A 19,130-nucleotide genomic window follows, 5' to 3' on the forward strand; every position below is an offset into this window, starting at 1 on the left:
ATCATTACTCCCTTCTCTTATTTAAATTAACAATTAATCAATTACTTTATTTTTTTCATCTATTTGACGAATTCTTTCTTGGCGTTTTAAAATTCTTGCCTCTAATTTCATAATTCTGATTTCTTCTTGAATATATTTTTTCTTTAAGAAACGCAATTGAGTCATCTCTTTTTTAGATAATTCAGCTGTAATTTCATTTCCATAAACTATAACTTTATTATTTTTAAAAGTATCATGAATATCAACTCTTAAATATTTTGTAAAACTTTCAATCCCTTTTAAAAATTGGTTTACTGGTTTTTTTAAAGTATATTCTTCACTTTTGTGATTTTTTTTATTAAGACGAACTAACTTTTTAATAAGTTTTAATAGTAATTTATTTTCAATCTTTACATTATCAATATTTGTTTTACTCAAAGCACTTGAAGCTAAAATATTCATTCGACTTAATAATTCTTGCACGTGAAAATTAATGTTTTTAATTTTAATTACTATGCTATCTTCTTCAATAAGTGCACTGACTTGTTCATTATTAATAAATTTGTCATAAACTTCATTAAACTTAGACAGTTTATTTTCAAATTTTCTTAAAATTGGTTTAAAAACTGGATCTGGTTTTAATTGTGTTTGTTGTTCTTCAATTGCGTTCATTAACTTTGTAGTATAAATTTCAAAGTTTTCTCCTTCGCTTCATTGATCAACATAGTCATCAGATAAAACTAAACCAGATTCCATAACAATAATTCTTGAACATAGTGCTTCAAATAATGAGTTGTCAGGTGACATAATTACAAAAGTTGCATTATGTTCTTCTTTATATTTTTTTAAAAAGTTAATTACTTTAGTTTTCATATCAAGACCAATTGTATTTGACACTTCATCTAAAACAATTAATTCAGGTTTATGTAAAAAAGCTAAATACAAAGCAAATAATTGCAATCATGAGCGATTACATGAATTTAGAGTTTTATCAAGACGAGGAGCAACTTGAAAAACATTTGATAGTTCGTCTAATCATCCTTCATCTTGAATATCATAAATATTTTTATATAATTCAACAACTTCTTTTACTTTAAAACCTTCTGGTCATGTTGTTTGTCTAAACTGAAAACCAATTGAGCTAAAAGCATCACCACGATTAAAATTATATTCAATGATACCCCCAGTTTGTTTAATTTGATTAGCAATTAACCTTCCCAAAACAGTCTTTCCTGATTGATTTGGACCAATTACTGCAATTCCTTCACCACGATAAATTTTTAAATTAATTTTTTTAATTGCTCATACTTTTTGATTGAAAATTTTTGAGACATTTTCTAATTCTACTAATAAATCTTTTGGGTTCATATAAAAATGTCTCTCCTTTCCTTATTTGTCATTAATAAATGATTTTACTTTATCTAAATACTCTTCTGTATGTTCAATTTGAGTTTGAACATGAGCTCCTGTTTCAAAAATTAAAATGTCATCATTTGATGAAATTGTTTTTCTTAAATCAAAAAACTTTTGTGAATCTTTATAACTTGTAACTAAATCTTTTTTAGAATGAATATACAAGATTGGAAAAGTTGAAGTTTTTTGTTCAATTAAATTATTAATATCATATCTATCAATATCAATATTATAATCTTTTTTATATTGAATTATTAAATTTGAAACAATTTTTTTAAACCCTACTTTTAAATAAGGAACATTTGCTTCTAAAAGAATTGCAAAAACATCATGAACATCAAAATAAGTTGAATCTGAAATAGCAAAGCTAATTTTATCTTTGTATTTACTTTCAGTTAATGCAAATAAATTTAGAGTATGAGCACCCATACTAAATCCAATCAAACCAATTTGATCTGGATTAAACTTATTGATAACTTCTTCAACAATTGTTTTCAAACTTTCTAATTCATTGACTCCAAGGGTCACAATCCCTTCACGAGATTGACCATGATTTAAAAAATCAAAAGCCAAAATATTGTAGCCTAAGTCATCAAACATTCATGCAGATAGAGCACTAGATTCTTTTGAAGAGCGATATCCATGGAGAGAAATAATTCATTTATTAGTTTTTTTATTATTTAAATGATAGATATATTTTAAACCATTAATCTCTCCATTTTGTCATTGTGATGTTTGATTACAAATAATTTTCTTATTATTTGTAAGTGTTAAAAGTGATTCAGTAAATAAATTTAAAATTTGTTCAATTTTATATCGAGCATATAAAAACTTACTATCGATATTTGTTGAATTAATTACTTTAATTAGACCCTTCATTATTTTTTCATTCATGTTTTTCTCTCCTTTTACTATTTATTTTAATATAAAAAAACATATTCTGTTTTAAGAGAATATGTTTTCATGTTTTATTAATTATAATTTTTATTTATATCTCAGAAAATATTATCGTCTTTTCCTTTATTTTCATCTTCTTCAATAAATTTTAGATAATTTTGTCAATATTCAGTAGCTTCTTTAAGTTGCTCTGCTGTAGGAAGAGTTTTAGATATTTTTTTTGTAAACTCTTTATAAGCAGATACTCCATACATATTATCATATGATGCAGTATAAGGCATCACGTGAGAAACTTGGTAGTTTTTTGGAGCAGCTCTAGTATAGAAAGGAATCATTAAGAAATCTTCATACAAGAATTTTACTTCTTCCTGTGCAAATTCAGTAAGTCTTTGATTCATATCTGAAGTAACATTTACATCTGTTTCTTTAAAGTTATCTGTATAGTTTTGATATGCTTCAACAAACTCTGCTGATTCAGAAGTTTCTAATTTATCAATTATTTCATTTGAAGTTCCATTTGAAACAATTGATTTCATTGTTCCTGTATAACTATCTAAATCTCCTCCAATTGTTGTTGTTGCCAAGAATGTACTTGGGTCTGCAAAATCGGGACCTCATCCACCATTAAATAAATCAAATTTACCAGCAGTTTTTAAAGCATTATAGTCTGATTCAGAAGTTGCTTCTGTTACTACAATTTGAATTGGATTATTTGCAATACTATTAAATTTAGTAAACATTCTACCAATTGCTGGATTTAATGTACTGTTATGTTCTGGGTTAGTTAAATATTCTAATTGAACTTTACCCCCAGTTGTTTTAAGATTATTTTCTTTTATAAAATCTTGAATTTCTTTAATTAGAGTTTCGTTTGTATCACCAGTATATCACTCTGATTTTCCTAAAAGCATCTCATTACCATCTGCTAAATTCAAATCATCTTCTGTTAATGTTCCTTGATTTGTTTTTGCAAGATCTAAAAGTGCCTCTTCTGCATAATCATAATATTCTTTTGTACCAACAGCTGCCATTCCTGGAGCTGTGAAAAGGTTTCTAATCATTTTTGAAGTTTCAGAACCACCATCAAATTTTTCTGAATAATATTTAACAAATTGACTTCTATCTAAGTTCGTTGCAATGAATTGTCTTGCAGCTTTTGATTGAAGTAATTTACTTGCTGATTGATATTTACTATCAGCTCCTGGTTCATCCATTCTTGAATTATATGAGTTGAAATACATAACAAATGTTGAAGTTGCATCTAAACTTGGTACATCATACATTTGATTAAATGCAGGATTATCTAAATCATCTCCAATATATCTTTTTCACCCAGCTGCATCAGCACTACTTACTGTAAATCCAGTTGTATCTCCAGATTCAAATAAAGTTCTTGCAGCTCCAGCTCCAGCTTTTGATAAGAATTTATAATTAATTTTATCAATTGTAGCTTTTTCTTTAAAATGATAATTTTCATTTTTTTCTAAAGTCATCATTGAAATACCATTAACTTTAGTTGGAATATATGCTCCTGAATACCATGTATCTTTGAAATTTGGAACATGATTTTTTCTTGCAGTTTCGTGAATTGGAGAAAAAACTGAATAACATAATAATGATTCAAAATATGGAGCAGGTTTAATTAAAGTAAATGTTACTTTATCTGAATTCATATCTCTAGCATTTTGTGATCCACTTGATAGACCAAAAACAAAATTACTATTAGTTTCACGAATTTTTTCAATTGCTTCTTCTAAAGAATAATGCCCGTTTAAATTATTACCATTTTCATCTTTTTGATCATAAAAACTAGCAATTTCTTCAGCTCCAACAATAAAACTTTTTCATAAACTTGATGTTTGTGAACCTGTAATTGATGATTTTAAAACAAATTCTGCAGCATTTCAAAAATCTCCAAATTTAATGTTTTCCTTTTCTGCAGTATTTTCAGGATTTGTTCAAACTGCATTTTTACGAATTGTGTAATTTCAAGTAATTGAATCATTTGTTTGTCCTACTAAATCACTACTTAAATCTTCATTTGATTCAAAAATATCTCCATATGTTCTTTGATATTCATCACGCGCTAATGGTGTTGCAAATACATTTGCTAACACCTTTTGATCTTCTGCTTGCATTGTATAAGCTGTATTTCAGCTTGTTACAGAGTAAGCAAAAGTATTATTTAAAACGTTTGTTCTTTGTTCTCTTTCAATAATTCTGTCTAGTGTAAATCCACAAGCAACAACATTGGCAGCAGTCATTGATACCATTGATGCAAGTGCTAAACTAGACAATAATTTTTTGCTTGTAAAAGCCATAGTTTTTACCTCTTTCTTATTTTTTGAGCAAGCTATTTTTTAATTAATTTCTTAATTTCTTTTAACTCTCTTGAGTTTGCATGAACAAAATGTCCTGGTTTAACCTCAACAAACTCTGGAATATCAAATATATAATCAGCATGTTCTGCTTCTGGATTATATACTTCCAATTCTTTTTGACGAGCCATTTCTGGTTCTGGAATTGGTATTGCGCTTAGTAATGATTTTGTATATGGATGTAGTGGATTTGTAAACAATTCTTCTGCATCTGCAAGTTCAACGATTTGTCCATGATAAATAACTGCAATTCTATCTGCAATAAATCTAACAACTGACAAGTCGTGAGTAATAAATAGATAAGTTAAATCATATTCTTCTTTAAATTTTTGAAATAAGTTTAATACTTGAGCTCTAATTGAAACGTCTAATGCAGAAATTGGTTCATCTCCAACAATAATTTTTGGTCTCATTGCTAAACTTCTTGCAATTCCCACCCTTTGACGTTGTCCTCCTGAAAATTCATGAGGATATCTTGATAAATGCTCTGGTAATAAACCTACAGATTTAATTAATTTTAAAATAATATGTTTTTTAACATCTGCTGGTTTAACATTTTCAGTTGTAATTTTTTCATCTGGAAATTCAGCATTACGTTCTTGAACATAACGTTCAATTGCTTCAGGTGATTTATATAACTCTGTAAAGTTTTCTAAACCTTCAGCAATGATCTCTTCAATTGCCATTCTGTCATTTAATGAACTACCTGGATCTTGGAAAATCATTTGAACATCTCTTCTGTTCTTACGTTTTTGTTGTTTTGTTTGTGAATCAAATAAATATGAATTTCTTACAATTTCATCAATTGAAGGTAAATCTAAGAATTCAGTCAATTCAATAATATCTGCTCTGACTAATGGATCCATTTCATCAACAATTTCTTTTCATTCATTGTATTGTTGAATTGATTCTTCGTCTTTCATGATATTTTTCTTAACAATTTTATTAATATGTTTTAATTCAACACTCAATTCGTTAATTTGTACTTCACTAAGTTGTTGATTATTTTCAATTATAGATTTCAATTTATTTTCAAAGTTAGTATTTTTTAAAGTGCTAACAACTTTATCAATATTTTCAATTTTATTTGATAAATGGCTTATGATTTGTTCACAAGCTTTTAAGTTAATATTATCTTTTGATCAAAAATCTGCCAATTGTGATTCTACAATTTTTAATTTCTTTTGATCTGGATTTTCTTGTTCACTTAAAAGTTGTTTTTGTCTTTTTGCTTCATCTAAAAATGCTTGACGATCTACATAAACTTGTTGATTATAGTAATCTCTAAATTTTTCTCTTTTTGCATATGGTGCAGAAAGAGCTAAGTTTTGATGTTCTAATTCAATTACATATTTAATTTTTGATAAAATTTCTTTATGTTCTTTTACCATAATTGTCAATTCTTTAAAAATTTCAGTTAATAAACTTTCAAGATCAACACTTTCTTTTTTATTAAATGTTTTAATTCTTGAATTAATTTTTAAAATTGATTTATAAATTACACCAAATAATTCTTTAATTTCAAATACAGCTTCTTTAGTACTTGTGTTTTTAATAATAATTGATTTTTCAAGTTTTGGTGAAATTTCAGGAATAAAATTATGAATTCCATCAGTAAATTGATTAATTCTGTCAAAGTATTTAATAATTCTGTTGACATATTTCAAGTTTTCTAAGAACATATTGTCAATAAAAGCAATTTTACTACTTTTAAAAACCTTTGCAATATGTTCACTTGTAAATTTATCTGGATTCAACTTGTAATTTTCATAAGTTGCTTTTAAGTTTTTAATAAAATTATTTAAATAAACTGTTGAAAGTGAAAGTTTAGTATCAATATTTTTTAATCTTTTATAAATTTCTTTATTTAAAACATATAAACTTGTAGGTTTTCCAGCAATAGTTTGATTTTCTAAGTAAACTGTTCCATCTTTTAAAGGTTGAACTCCAACCAATGCACGTCCAATTGTAGTCTTTCCACTACCAGACTCTCCTACTAAACCAAAGATTTCACCTTTGTAGATATCGAATGTTGCACCTTTAACTGCTTGAAACTTTTTACCTTTATTTCTAAATTCAACCACAAGATCTCGTATATTTATGAATTGTTCTTTTTGTTGTGACATTATAAATCTACTCCTTTGTTGTTTTTTTGGCAGAATCTTGAATAATTTGTTTCAAGTTATTTAATTGCTCAGGTCTTTTAACCTTTGGTGCTCTTTTATCTAACAATCATGTTTTTGCATAGTGAGTTTCAGATACTTTGAACATTGGAGGTTCATGAATATAATCTAACTCAAGTGCATAATCATTTCTTGGTGCAAAAGCGTCTCCTTCAATACCGTTAAATAATGAGGGTGGTGTTCCAGCGATTGAATATAAGTCTGTTCCCTTTGTTCCCAATTGTGGTAGAGAAGAAAGTAATGCTCATGTATATGGATGTTTTGCATCTTCAAAAATATCTTTTGAAGTTCCAATTTCAATAACTTGACCTGCATACATAACAGCAATTCTATCAGAAATTGAAGCAACAACTCCTAAGTCGTGAGTAATAAAAATTACAGAGAAGTTATATTCTTTTTGTAAATCCTTAATTAATTTTAAGATTTGTGCTTGGATAGTAACATCCAATGCAGTTGTTGGTTCATCACAAATTAAGACTTTTGGTCTACATGCTAATGCAATTGCAATAACAACTCTTTGTCTCATCCCTCCAGAATATCTTCCTGGAATATCGTTATAACGTTTTTCAGGATTTGGAATTCCCACTTTTCTTAATAATTCAATTGCTTCTGCTTTTGCTTCTTTTTTGCTCATTCCCAATTGTTTTCTCAATACTTCAGAAATTTGGAACCCTACTGTTAATAGTGGGTTAAGTGAAGTCATTGGATCTTGGAAAATTGTGGCAATTGTTTTACCACGCAATTGTCTAATTTCTTTGGCTGCTCTAAGTTTATTTACTAAACTTGAATGTTCAATTTTCTTTCAGTCTAATAAAATATTGTTAAAATGTTCTTCATTAATACTATTATTTTCAATAATTTCATTTACAAGATCTTTTAATTCGCTTTCAAATCTTGTTAATGTATATCTTTTCTTGAAATACTGTTTAATCATTAACTTTGTTTCTTCATCAAAAGCAACTTTTGTTTCGATAAAAGTTTCTACATGTTTAATGATTTTTTTCACTTTCATTCTTTCAGACATGCTTAAAGGTCTTACCTTTGCAGTGTCTTGATTAATAAGATTAATTTCTTCAAAAACATTTGCAATTGCTTGATTTCTTACTTCTTTTGAGTCAATAATTGTTCTTACAAATTCTAATTCTTTGATTTCGTTTTCCAATAAAGCAATCTTTTTAAATACTCTATTGTTTCCAGCAAATTCAATTTTTTCTTTTCAAATAGCTAATTTATTTTTAGCATCTTGTAATTTTTGCTCATTAGTTGCAATATTTTTTGCAATTGTTTCAGTGTATAACCCTTCAGTAATTCCTTTATCTTCGCTTTCATCTAAAGTAATTGGATTATATGTTTTATACTCTTTAATTTTGTTTAATAATTTTTTGACTACTTTATTATTTCTTTTTGATACAAATTTAACCACATCATCTGAAATAAGTGGTTTTTGTAAGTTTACTAAATCTACTGCGCTTTTAAAATATGCTTTTGGATCTTCAATTGCTTCTTGAGTTGGTCTATAAACAATTGATCCTTGGCTAATTCAACCATTTGCTTCTAACATTCCTGTAAATGTTTTTGTAACAACTGACTTACCACTCCCAGATTCACCAACAATAGCAAGAATTTCACCATCATAAACGTCGAAGCTAACTTTTCTTATAGCTGTAAGGATATTACTTCTAACTTGGAATTTTACTTCCAAATCACGAACTGATAATACTCTATTTTCCTTGTTCATAATTTCTTGTCCTATCTATGTGTTTTTGGGTCCAATGAATCGGCAAATACTTTTCCTGCAAGGAAGAATATTAGTGAGATTCCTGCAATAAATGCAACTGGAACTATAATTAAGTGTGGTGCAATTTGTCACCCTGTACCTGCAAATACGTTATTTAAAATTGATCCCAATGATGCTTTTGTACTATCTGTTGCTGGAATAAATCCAAATCCATAGTAAGTAAGTAATGAGTCAATTGCAATTGCATTTGGTATTGCAAATGTTGAAGTTTGAATAACAATTGGCAAGATTTTTGGCATAATGTTTTTTCTAATAATTTTAGGACCACTTGTTCCTAAAACTTTTGAAGCAATATTGTATTCTGTATTTTTTGTTAAAAGAATTTGAACCCTAATAACTGATGCTAAAGCAATTCAACTTGTTAGAGAGATTCCAATTACAAGGACTGTAATTGATTTTTCATTAAATAAAAAGATAACTGTCAATCATAGTACCAATGAAGGAATTAATGATAAGAATCTTGTAAATTCAATGAACATAATATCTAATTTAGAATAAAATCCCCAAATTGATCCAATTAGTATTCCTAAGAAGATTTGAATTGATGCAATTAAAACCGTAAAGATTAAAGTTGTTTTTGTTCCAACTCAGATTTTAATTCATAAATCATCTCCATATTCATCAGTTCCAAATCAATGATTTGCTGATGGTCCTTCAAGGATTGCACCTGGATTAACTCCCGCTGCTGGATTTGCAATTCCAATAATACATGCCATTGCAACAACAATAACTAATAAAATTGCAGATATTACAAATGTTGGGCTTTTGCTCATTCTTTTAAATACAGATTTTCAATAACTATATGGTTTAGAAGTAATTCTTTCTGAAATTTCATGGCTTGAACCAACTACTCTAAATAGAGAAGGATCAATTGCCATAATTTCTTGTTCTGTTAAATATGAATGTGTCATAACAATCTCCTTCTATTTTGTTAGTTTTATTCTTGGGTCAAGTACAGCTAATAGTAAATCTCCAATTAAACTTGAAAATACTCCTGCTGAAGCTGATACGAAGATATATCCTAAAATCAAGAATGTATCTCTATCTGCTATTCCATAAAGAATAAATTTACTCATCCCTGGAACAACTCAATGTTGCTCTACCAAGATACTTGATCCAAATAAAGTTACAATGAAAATTTCTGGTACAGTTTTGATCATTCTGATTCCAGCATTTCTAAAGATATGTACATAAAACACATATCTACTGCTTAAACCTTTTGACATTGCAAATTTTGTATAATCTGAAGTCATTTCATCAATTACAAATCTACGTGTGTTAACAATGATCATTGGCATAATCAATAACATTACTCCAATTAATGGGAACATTTTTGTAAATACTGTTGAGTCCTCTCAACGTGCTCCTGCTCCAAAATAATAAATTGACATTTCATAAAGCAATTTAATAATTACTAATGCAGGAATTGCAGAAATAATTAAACTTGTACCATTAATTGCTGAATCTTTTCATTTTTCTTTATTTTTAGCGGCCAGAATTCCTAAAGGAACTCCTAATAAATATGATAATAATACTGCTAATCCTCCCAATTTAAATGATACTGGGATAGCTTCTTTAAAAGCGTCTTGTACAAGACTTCCTTGTTGTAAACCTGTAGCTTTTCCAAATATTACTCCAAGATAAAATCACATAGTTGTTGGATCACCAGTTACATTACCTGCTGAATCAATTACTGGATTTAGAATAATTTCTTTTGGAATAAATGGTGTAATATTTCTTAAATATATAAATATTTGAGAAATTAATGGTCCATAAGCTCCATATATTTTTTTTCTATTATCAATTAAAGTGTAATACTCATCAGAACCAACTTTAATACCTAACTTACCTAAATCTAAGTCAGAAATATAAACAGTATCTGGAGTTACAAATCTTAGTAATGCATACATAACAATTACTGCAAGGTAAAGGGTTACAAATGCATACAGAATTCTTTTTATTGAATAGCTCAATAAAGGTGTTTTTTGAAGAAATTCAATTCTTGAACTATTAAACTTTGAAAAATTATATGAAATAGTTTCAAAAATAGATTTCTTACTACTTTTAACTTCATCGTCTAGCGATACGCTATCCATTAAACTTTCGAGGTCACCTGGAATTGCGTTTTTTGAATTGTTTTCCATAACAAGTCCTTTCTACTAATCATATCTCACCAATTTCTACTATAATATTTGTATAGAGGTGTAACATGAAACGAAATAATAAAGATTCTTTAAATAAACAATTGAAAGATCTTTCAAAACAGAATCGACTAGCCCATAAGCAAGAAGTTGAAGACATCGTAAAGGATGTCCAAACCGACTTTTTAAATCGTGAATACGATTATAATAATGCAAAGAGGCTTAACCTAATTGATTATATACTAATTGTTCTAATCAGTGCAACACTCGTTGGGTTGAGTTTTATCATCGCAATCTTTGGGTTGAAAGATATCAGTAAAACAGAGTATTTTACAACAGCTAGTGGAGCAATCTTATTGTTTACAGCACTCATTATGGGATTTATCAGAAATAATAATTCTGCTAAATTCTATAATGATTCACGTAGAAGATATCAACCAACTTTTACTGAAGAAGAGGCGAGAAATCGCCGTATTTCTAAAATAATTCTATTTACTAGTTTGATATTATTGATTGTAAGTATTATTTTTTGAATAGTATTATAAAAAAACAAAACGTTCCAATTTGAATAAGTACTCTTGCTTTGGGCTAGGATACTTATAAAATCAGAACGTTTTTATTATTTTTAAAATAAACTTATAACTAAATATCATTTTAAAATAGTTTCTTAACTTTTATAAATACCTATACTCTCATTCATAGTGTACTTTTTATCTGCTTTTTTAGCAAACATCATATTTGTTCAGTTTGTACGAGCTAAAAAATCATTAAAAAACTTATTTTTTAATGACAATGTAGGCACAGCAAAAAAAGGAGTTGAATTATTAAAGTTAATTGCGCTTAATAATTTTGTCATTTTTTTGGTCCTCCATCGCCTATTTCCATAGTAGCAAATAGAGTCAATAATTGCAATAGACAAAAAACCTTTATTTAAAGGATTAAATTAAACACTTTAAATAGGCCCCTTATTTAAAAGGTTTTATTGTCCCCAAAAAAGTGTATTTTTTTTAAAAAAATACAAAAAAACTTAATTTTTTTAAAATATCTAGTATTTATTGTTATTTTTCCTTATTTTATAGATGCAATTATTTATAAAAATCAAAATTCAGTGATTTAAACTCAATCAAATTACAAATACAATTGTTATTAAAACCATATATCCAATTATTGATGAACCCACAAATAAATTATCAAAATCTAAAAATGGATAAGGTCACTTCATTATGTTGATATTATCAGCACCATAGATCTTTCCTCTCGTAAAAACATAAATCATATATAAAAAAGAATAAATATATGTAATATAAATATCTCAATACTTTCACATATTTAAATATTTATATTGCTCATTTCCAGATGTAAAAAAATAAATTAATATTAATGATAAAGGACAAATAAAGTGGGTTACAACTGTACATATAATTTGCCAGTTAGTATATAGCTTCAAAAAATTAAGATCCTCATTCATGTAAACAATAATCCCTATTCAAAATATAATAAAAACTACTAAATTTAAATTCATAATTGTCATACGAAATCTATTAGAAGTTATGCCCCCCCCTGTTCTCTTATTAAAATTTATTAAATAAAAAAGTAATCACACAATTGTGGCTATATTTACTTGGACTGAGTAGAAACTCATTAAAATATCATAGTTTATTAAGGCTTCAGGCATATTATTGTTTTTAAAATATCAATGTTCAACAAATACAGCTAGATATAAACCTCATAGTAAAAATCCTAAAAACACACAAAATAGTAGAAAATGATAGTATCAAATTCATTCTTTATATCAGACTTGTTTTTTCATTCTTTCACTCACTTTTATTAACACTATAAGTTTATTAAAACAAAAATAAAAAAAATAAGCAATTACTCGCTTATTCAAAAATAATATACATTTGTATCAATTTTTTTATAATCTCCATTAAGTGCATACATTACTCCCAATAGAAAATCAATTAGTCTTCTTTTTTCTGATTTATCAATTCTTGAAAGATTGATTGTAACATGTCTAAATTTTAATAAACAATCTGCAATTTTGTTAGTTTCAGAATTATCAAGTGGTAAAAAATGAGTTACATGATTTGTATCAAAAACAACTTGGTCTGCTGTTGCTACATCACTTTGCTCATCTCGAATTTGATATACTTGTTCAGACTCGACATTTTTATTTTTTTTATTAAATAATGCCATAAATTATCATTTCTTTCTTAAGAAAGTTGGAAAATCACCATCTTCATCGTCAAGAGTTTCTTCAATTTTTTGAGCAACAGCTGGTTGATTATTTACGTGTGCTCCCTCTTTTCACTGTTCTACTCTATTTGAAACATTTTGCATTTCATTTTCTGATTGTTTCACATAACTTGGTCTTTTATCTTGGCCTTCCATAAAACTTGTTCTTTTTTCATAAGCAGTTTCTAAAGGAACAGTTAATTCATCATTACTTGCAAAATCATAATCTTGAATTGGTTCATTGTGAGTTTGTTCATTGTGACTATTATTTAAAACTGGGGGAACATATTCATCATCAAAACCAGTTGCAATAACTGTGACGATTAATTCATCATCTAAGTGCTCGTTTATAGCAATCCCAAAAATAAAGTTTACATCTTCTCCACTTGCTTGTTGAACGATATCAACTGCATCATATGCATCGTTCATAGTCATTTTAGATCCCCCAGTTACGTTAATAATGGCATCTTTTGCACCACGAATTGAAGTTTCTAAAAGTGATGAAGTAATTGCTTTATTAGCAGCTTCGATTGCTTTGTCTGGTCCTGAACCAATTCCAATTCCAAATAAAGCATTTCCTTTACCTTTCATAACAGTTCTTACATCAGCAAAGTCTAAGTTAATTACTGCAGGAACAGCAATTAAATCAGTAATTGTTTGAACACCTTGTTTTAAAATGTTGTCAGCTTCTCTAAATGAATCTTGAACAGGAATTCCACCAATTATTTCTAATAGACGATCATTTGAAATAATAATGATTGAATCAACATATTTTCTTAATTCATTTGTTCCTTGAACAGCATAAGAATTTCTCATTCTTCCTTCAAATCTAAATGGTTTTGTTACAATTGCAATTACAAGTGCTCCAGTTTCCATAGCAATTCTTGCAATTTCAGGTGCAGCACCAGTTCCAGTACCTCCACCCATTCCAGCAGCAACAAAGATTAAATCAGACCCTTTTAATGCTTTTCTAATTTCGTCTTCAGATTCAATTGCAGCTTGTTTTCCAACTTCAGGATTTGCACCAGCTCCTAAACCTTTTGAAAGTTCTTTTCCTAAAATTAATTTAGTTGGTGCAGCTGATGCTGCTAAAACTTGCGCATCAGTATTGGCAACGATAAACTCAACACCCTGTACGTTATCGTCAACCATTCTATTTACAGCGTTACACCCACCGCCACCAACTCCAATAACTTTAATATTGGCAAATTGGCTAAATTCTAAATTGTCAGACATGTTTATTTCTCCTTTTAATAATTTTATCTATTTGTTTGCGTATTTATAATACCACTTTGTTGTAAAAATTGATTATTGTTTTGTAAATTTTGCACACTCATTTGTTGATTCATTGGTTGAGCTGGAATGTTTTGATTAAACATTCTTGGATCCATTTGTTTTTGTTGATAAGGAGCAACTCCATTATATTGAGGTTGAACCATTGTTGGTATTGGTCTTTGATGAACAGGTGCTTGTTGTTGTCTTTGCATTTGTTCATTTTGTTGGCGTAACATCATTTGTTTTTGTTTTTCTATTAATGTTAATTTATCAACTTTTTCTGTACTTGTTGCAAGAATTGGTGCTATTTTATTTGCCATATGCATATATTTAATTGAACCGCATAATGCTGTTGTTCAAATTTCACTTGCACCAGTTACATGTGAAAAGTAAACAAATGATTGACTGTAATATTTACTTCTCGCTAAAAGTTTTTCAAACCCAGAAATGTTTGTAATTTTTCCATTATGAATGATTTTAAATGCAGATTGTAGTGATTTAAACTCATTGTTAATTTCTCAATCAACTTTGTCCATAACAGAATAAATCAATTCTTGAACCATTTCTTTAATTTGTTCAAATGTTAATTCAAAATTAATTTTTTTATCTGATAGATATTTGCGATAAATAACATTTTTATCTGTTTTATTACCATTAAAATTTATTAATTTAAATAAATATTTGCTAGCAACTTCTGTTTTACATTTCATTTTAATTGCTAACTCTTCAACAATATTTTTAACACCATATTTTAAATTTAATTTTTTCATTAATGTTTCTTTTGCAAAGAAACATAAATCGATGTTATCTCATTCTCAGTTTAGAATTACAAATGGATTTCTCAATTCACTGTCACCAACACATTGACGAGCAACAACATAGGCTTCAACATTTTTGGCCAGAATTTCTTTTTTGCATTTTTCAATTACAAGATTATGTGAATTAAAAACATTGTCTGGTACAGCATATACTCGTGACATCATCCTAATGCTTTTTGCATTAATTCCAACTTTAATTGTTGATTTTTGAATAGTTTGATCAATTACATATTGGTAAGGACGAATATTAATGATTTTATATCCATCTTTTTGACTCATTAATTTTGTATTATGAAGCAACATTTTGCGATCTTCATTTTCAAATCTTCCGTTTGTTGTTAAAACTTGAGCAAATCCATCAATAATTGCTGTTGATGAAGAAGGATAAACTATTAAAATACGTTCTAATTTTTGATTAAAGTTTTTTTCATAGTTGGCAATAAATTTATTAACATACCCTGCAACTTCAGAAATATTAATAACTTCATTTGCTTCATTTAATCACGCATTTCTTCCTGTTGCTTTTTTTCTATCTTTAGAAATAACAATTAAACCACGTTCATTTCTGTATTTTCCAACAATAAAACGAATTTCTTTTTTTGTTATTTGTAAAGCTGCATATACTTCATTTTTAATCATTTGCCTTCACCCTTTTAATTGCCCATAATTTTGCACTATGTGCCCTTCTGTTTTGTTCTAATTCTTGCTCACTTGCAACTATTGGTTTTTTTATTAATAATTGATATTCCTTTTCAATTTCCATGTTATTAAATGGAAGTTGTCTTAAAAATTTATCTTGATCATTTTGTGTTTTTGCCTTAAAAAGATCCTTAATTATTTTTTCTTCTAATGATTGAAAAGTTATTACTACTAATCGTCCATTAGGATTTAAAAGTTCTAATGATTGTATTAAAGACTTTTTTAAGACTTCAAGTTCATTGTTAACATACACTCTTAAAGCTTGAAATACTTTTTTAGCTGGATGTTTTTTTTGTTTTAACACTTTTTGAGGTAAACTAGCTTTAATAATATCAACCAATTCATAAGTTGTATTAATAGGTTGATTTACTCTAAATTTAACTATATTTTTTGCAATTAAAAATGAAAATTTTTCTTCACCATATTTTCAAAAAATATCTGCAAGTTGTTTTTCATCATATGTGTTTACAACAGTTTTTGCTGTTAAAAGATTGTTGATATTGTCCATACGCATGTCAAGAGGTGCATCATAGCGATAACTAAAACCTCTTTGTCCATTATCAAATTGAGGAGAAGAAACTCCTAAATCATATAAGATTCCATCCACTTTTTTGACATTTTGTAATGCCAATAGTGCCTTTATATCAACAAAATTACCTTCTAAGATAGTAAAATTTTTAGAAACTTGTTCTAATTTTTTTTGACTACCCTCGATGGCTTCAACGTCTTGATCTATTGCATATAAATGACCATTTTCTAATTTTTGTAAAATTTCAACACTATGTCCAGCACGGCCCATTGTGCAATCAACATATATACCATTTTTATTGATATCCAGCATTGCGATAGATTCATTTAATAAAACTGATATGTGCTCTTGTGCCATTTTACTTTACTCCGCCCAATTGTTCTGCAGCTTCATAAATTTCTGCTTCATCTTGTTCTTCAAGCAGTCTTTCATATGAAACTTTGTCTCAAATTTCAACTCTATCTCCTAGCCCTAGGATATAAACTTGTTTTGTGACTCCGATTTTTTCTAATAAGTTTGCAGGAATCTTAATTCTTCCTGCATTGTCGATTGATAATTCATCAGAATTTGATAATACCAATCTTTCTATTTTACGTGTGGCAGCATTAAAACTACTTTTTTGCCCTAAATCTGAAAGTAGTTTCTTAAATTCTTCAGGAGTTCTTAGTTCTAAACAATTTTCAATTCCTTTAGAAACAAAAATCATATCTCCTAACTTATTTCTAAGTTTTGAGGGTATTGTAAGTCTAGATTTATCATCTAAGTTATGTTCAAATGTTCCTAGTAGCATACAAGTCCCCCCACTTTCTCCCACACATTTACAATTATATACCACTTTTTTATATATGCAACCCCTTTTTCAGTTTTTTTCTCCCACAAATGTAAATAAAAAAATCAGGAATAATCCTGATTTAATGTTTTATCTTTGTCTCAAAATGTTTAGCAAGATCTAAATATAATTTTTGTTCTTTAATTCTTATTTGCTTTTGCATTGGTTTTGAAAATAAACACTTTAGTTCATTTGAAAAATTTGTGTAATGTAAATAAATTGAATTAATTAAATTTAAATTTGTAACTGGATCTAAACTATCTAATAAGACATTTAGTTTAAGGTTATTGTTTTTATCAATTGCATGTTCATAGTCAATATTATGTTCAATAAAAGCCAAACCAATTGATGAAAGTAGCACTTTATGTTGAATATCTTCAAAAATTCTTTCCATTTTATTCACCCCCTATTATAGTTATCGTCAAAAAAAATACGATTTTTACCGTATTTTTGCCTTTTTTAAATATTTTTAAGTTCATTTTTATTAAAATAATTACTTCCTATCATTGAGGAAATTAATAAGATTGGTACCATATAACAAATAATCAAAAAACCACTTAAGATTAAATTAACAATGGTTGCCAAATTATATTTTCTAGTATTAAAAATTATAAAACTAAGTGATAAGCCAATAATAAGTAACGATAATCCAATTGCCATAATAGTATAAAAAACAAAAATTGAATCATACATTTTTAAATTTTCATCAATGAATAATAAATTTCCATTAATAAAAATTATTTTAATTAAATATGCAATTGCTATTAAAGCTGCACATATTTTAATTAATTCTAAAACTAGTTCAAATATGGTTAATCTTTGAAAAAATTTTGGTTTATTTTCATAAATTTTAAATTGGCGATTAACAATATAATTTGATACTTTTAACCACATATATTGAACACTACTAATTAATAATAAACAGCCAATTGCTCCCCATAAAACCATTTGATTACCATGTGCAACATTTCAATTAAAGAAAAAATAAGGAGCAGCTAACAATTCTACTGTAACAAAATCTTCATTAATCCAAGTGGGTGCTTTTGAAAAATCAAGATTTTCATTGACAAAATATTCTAAGCCAAGTTGAGACATAGTAATCATTCTAAGCAATACAAATAAAACATAAAATAAGGGATATCATCACCCAATTAATAAATTTTTTTTATATCAATTATTTTCATTAATATGTTGTTTCTTAACAATAACTATAAAAAATATTAAACTAAAAGCAAAAGTATATAAATGAGTGTTACAAGTAATAAATCATTTTAAAAAAGTATCGTAATCATTTGAGTAAACATTTAATGGATTTTTATAGATATCTTTTTCTGAAATAACTCCTACTAAGGCTACTCAAAATAAAGCCATTGTTAATGTCATATAACTTAAAAAATAAATTCAAGCTCTAGCATTGGGTTTTCAAACTCCTCATTTGCCATCTAATGCTACAAATATAAAGAAAATATAAAACATTAAGTTAGTTTGAACTGTTCAAAAAGAAAAGTTTGCAAAAAATTTATTGATACTATCAAATATACGATATCTAGGAGCTGGATCAATTTGTGAGACATACTCTGACAATATTAAAAATAGTGTAAAGTACACAAAAAATAGAGTCCATCACATTCTCCTTATAATTATTTTATTCATCATTTCATTCACCTAATACATTAATTTTAGGTTTTTTTTTTTTTTTTGCAATAGTTAACACTTAAAAATGTACTAAAAATAAAAAAATAGGCTTTAAACCTATTATTAATTAATCAACTTTTTTAACTTCTTTATTTTTGTAATATCCACATTCACGACAAACTCTGTGTGGTTTGATCATACTTCCACAGTTTGGACATGAGATAATAGCTGAACTTACTAACGCAAGATGACTTCTTCTTTTGTTTTTAGCAGCTTTACTGGTCTTTCTAAATGGTACAGCCATGTTTACACCTCCGTTTA

General features: G+C 27.5%; 17 protein-coding genes. 1 reads left to right on the top strand and 16 read right to left on the bottom strand.

The annotated features are described in order from the left end of the window. Positions 1–33: 33 nt before the first annotated feature. From SCULI_RS03940 to oppB, 7 genes are all read right to left on the bottom strand, one after another. Positions 34–1,347 (bottom strand): ATP-binding cassette domain-containing protein, encoded by a 1,314-nt coding sequence (locus tag SCULI_RS03940; protein ID WP_025363343.1) that lies wholly within the window; start codon positions 1,345–1,347, stop codon positions 34–36. 21 nt (positions 1,348–1,368) lie between these two features. Beyond that, positions 1,369–2,286, bottom strand: coding sequence for an alpha/beta hydrolase (locus tag SCULI_RS03945; RefSeq protein ID WP_025363344.1), 918 nt, complete (start codon positions 2,284–2,286; stop codon positions 1,369–1,371). A gap of 77 nt (positions 2,287–2,363) precedes the next feature. Continuing rightward, on the bottom strand, positions 2,364–4,610 hold the full coding sequence (locus SCULI_RS03950; RefSeq protein WP_025363345.1) for an ABC transporter substrate-binding protein: 2,247 nt from the start codon (positions 4,608–4,610) through the stop codon (positions 2,364–2,366). Positions 4,611–4,642: 32 nt separating this feature from the next. Continuing rightward, positions 4,643–6,793, bottom strand: coding sequence for an oligopeptide ABC transporter ATP-binding protein OppF (gene oppF, locus SCULI_RS05800; protein ID WP_025363346.1), 2,151 nt, complete (start codon positions 6,791–6,793; stop codon positions 4,643–4,645). Positions 6,794–6,800: 7 nt separating this feature from the next. Then, on the bottom strand, positions 6,801–8,588 hold the full coding sequence (oppD, locus tag SCULI_RS05805) for an oligopeptide ABC transporter ATP-binding protein OppD (RefSeq protein WP_025363347.1): 1,788 nt from the start codon (positions 8,586–8,588) through the stop codon (positions 6,801–6,803). 11 nt (positions 8,589–8,599) lie between these two features. Next, positions 8,600–9,559 carry an oligopeptide ABC transporter permease OppC gene (gene oppC, locus SCULI_RS03965; RefSeq protein WP_025363348.1) on the bottom strand — a complete coding sequence of 320 codons (960 nt, stop codon included), beginning with the start codon at positions 9,557–9,559 and terminating at the stop codon, positions 8,600–8,602. Positions 9,560–9,571: 12 nt separating this feature from the next. Beyond that, complete coding sequence (gene oppB, locus SCULI_RS03970) at positions 9,572–10,792, bottom strand: oligopeptide ABC transporter permease OppB (protein WP_025363349.1); 1,221 nt, start codon at positions 10,790–10,792, stop codon at positions 9,572–9,574. Between the two features lie 65 nt (positions 10,793–10,857). Between oppB and SCULI_RS03975 the strand changes: the two genes are divergently transcribed. Continuing rightward, complete coding sequence (locus SCULI_RS03975) at positions 10,858–11,334, top strand: hypothetical protein (protein ID WP_025363350.1); 477 nt, start codon at positions 10,858–10,860, stop codon at positions 11,332–11,334. A 122-nt stretch (positions 11,335–11,456) separates the two neighbouring features. Here SCULI_RS03975 and SCULI_RS03980 read toward each other — a convergent pair whose 3' ends face one another. From SCULI_RS03980 to rpmF, 9 genes are all read right to left on the bottom strand, one after another. Then, positions 11,457–11,645, bottom strand: coding sequence for a hypothetical protein (locus SCULI_RS03980; RefSeq protein ID WP_025363351.1), 189 nt, complete (start codon positions 11,643–11,645; stop codon positions 11,457–11,459). Positions 11,646–12,661: 1,016 nt separating this feature from the next. After that, positions 12,662–12,985, bottom strand: coding sequence for a cell division protein SepF (gene sepF, locus SCULI_RS03990; protein WP_025363353.1), 324 nt, complete (start codon positions 12,983–12,985; stop codon positions 12,662–12,664). A gap of 3 nt (positions 12,986–12,988) precedes the next feature. Beyond that, entirely contained in the window at positions 12,989–14,260 is a 1,272-nt protein-coding gene (gene ftsZ, locus SCULI_RS03995) for a cell division protein FtsZ (protein WP_025363354.1), read from the bottom strand. Positions 14,261–14,283: 23 nt separating this feature from the next. Continuing rightward, the gene (locus tag SCULI_RS04000; protein ID WP_025363355.1) at positions 14,284–15,756 is read right to left on the bottom strand and encodes a hypothetical protein; all 1,473 of its coding nucleotides are present in this window, start codon (positions 15,754–15,756) and stop codon (positions 14,284–14,286) included. Next, positions 15,749–16,702 carry a 16S rRNA (cytosine(1402)-N(4))-methyltransferase RsmH gene (rsmH, locus tag SCULI_RS04005; RefSeq protein WP_025363356.1) on the bottom strand — a complete coding sequence of 318 codons (954 nt, stop codon included), beginning with the start codon at positions 16,700–16,702 and terminating at the stop codon, positions 15,749–15,751. The genes SCULI_RS04000 and rsmH overlap by 8 nt, the downstream gene beginning before the upstream one ends. Position 16,703: 1 nt before the next feature. Further along, on the bottom strand, positions 16,704–17,135 hold the full coding sequence (gene mraZ / locus SCULI_RS04010; protein ID WP_025363357.1) for a division/cell wall cluster transcriptional repressor MraZ: 432 nt from the start codon (positions 17,133–17,135) through the stop codon (positions 16,704–16,706). 121 nt (positions 17,136–17,256) lie between these two features. Next, on the bottom strand, positions 17,257–17,568 hold the full coding sequence (locus SCULI_RS04015; protein ID WP_025363358.1) for a hypothetical protein: 312 nt from the start codon (positions 17,566–17,568) through the stop codon (positions 17,257–17,259). Between the two features lie 65 nt (positions 17,569–17,633). After that, positions 17,634–18,782 carry a hypothetical protein gene (locus tag SCULI_RS04020; protein ID WP_025363359.1) on the bottom strand — a complete coding sequence of 383 codons (1,149 nt, stop codon included), beginning with the start codon at positions 18,780–18,782 and terminating at the stop codon, positions 17,634–17,636. A gap of 154 nt (positions 18,783–18,936) precedes the next feature. Beyond that, on the bottom strand, positions 18,937–19,113 hold the full coding sequence (rpmF, locus tag SCULI_RS04025; protein ID WP_020836573.1) for a 50S ribosomal protein L32: 177 nt from the start codon (positions 19,111–19,113) through the stop codon (positions 18,937–18,939). Positions 19,114–19,130 lie beyond the last annotated feature (17 nt).

Origin of the sequence: Spiroplasma culicicola AES-1, assembly GCF_000565175.1 — a bacterium.
Lineage (GTDB): Bacteria > Bacillota_I > Bacilli_A > Mycoplasmatales > Mycoplasmataceae > Spiroplasma_A > Spiroplasma_A culicicola.